The organism is Mucilaginibacter sp. (assembly GCF_039207105.1).
GTDB lineage: Bacteria > Bacteroidota > Bacteroidia > Sphingobacteriales > Sphingobacteriaceae > Mucilaginibacter.
Map to the genome: position 1 here is coordinate 78983 of NZ_JBCECK010000009.1, position 1383 is coordinate 80365.

Sequence of the window (1383 nt, forward strand, 5' to 3'; positions counted from 1 at the left end):
GTTCTGACCACTCCTAAGCCTAAAATGCCCGTCGAAACAACGCCATAAATATGGTGCAGGGGCTTTATTGTCTCAATTTTTTACTAAAGAAACTTTCAAATATATGAAATTTAAATTACGTGTACCTATTTCTTGGTGGCAAATCATGAAGATTACATTTATTCAGGTTTTATTAGCTACAATGATTACCGGAACCACTTATTCCAGTTCATTAAAAGCTCAGGACGTGCTTAATGAAAAGATTACGATCTCTTTGAACAATACCAGTCTTTTAGATGTAATAAAGCAACTTCAAAAAAGTAATAATATCCGCTTTATTTACAGCAAAAATGCGATCAACGTTTCGCAATTGGTGTCCGGTGATTTTAAAAACCGGCCGCTAAAGGACGTTTTAAACGAGGTGCTAAAATCAAACGGCATTGATTATGAATTAATAAAGAACAGAATTATTTTGGGCAGAACTGATAAACAAATATCAGACAATGGCATTGCAACAGCTACCCCTGTAAAAAATATTTCAGGAACGGTAGTTGATGAAAAGGATTTGCCGCTTCCCGGAGTTACCATTAAGGATACAAACACAGGTAAATCAACCGTGACAGATATTAGCGGAAAATTTAGCTTAGATGCCAAAGATGGCGATGTACTTAGTTTTTCTTTTGTTGGCTATGTAACACAAACTCAAAAAGCAAGTAATGGCTTAAATATAAAGCTGTTGCCGGCAAGTGAAAGTTTAGGTGAGGTTGTGGTTATAGGCTATGGTACACAGGGAATTAAAGAAGTAACATCTTCTGTAGCTCACGTGGAGCCAAAGGAGTTCAGGCAAAGCGGATCAAGAAACGCGCTTGATGTAATTCAGGGAAAGGTTCCGGGCCTTACCATAACCAGAACCAGCGGAACAAATCCAAATTCAGGTGTATCTGTACAATTGCGCGGGGCTGTTACCGTTACAGGCAGCGCAAGCCCGTTAATAGTAATTGATGGTATCCCGGGTGGAAATCTTGACCTTATACAACAGGATGATATTGAATCAATAGACGTATTGAAAGATGGTTCCGGTGCAGCGATTTATGGAACCAGCGCTAACGCGGGGGTAATATTAATTACAACCAAAAAAGGAAAACCAGGGCCGCCAAGGTTTGACTATTCTTCTTACGTAAGAAAAGAGTATCTTCAGCGCAGGCCTGATTTCCTTACGGCTGATGAATTTCGTCAGCATATTGCTACCGGAGATATTTTACAAAAAGATTTCGGCCACTCTACTGATTTCTTTGATGGGTTAATAAATCATGGTAACCTTTCTCAAAATCATAATTTAGCTTTATCCGGTGGTACAGATAAATCAAACTACAGGGCAAGTATAAATTATCGTGATGTACAAGG

1 protein-coding gene is annotated in these 1383 nt (G+C 38.8%); it reads left to right on the plus strand.

Translation table 11 applies throughout. The features are described from left to right. Positions 1 to 103: 103 nt before the first annotated feature. On the plus strand, positions 104 to 1383 hold a 1280-nt coding region (locus tag AAGC65_RS03525; protein ID WP_343111026.1), incomplete at its 3' end, for a TonB-dependent receptor plug domain-containing protein.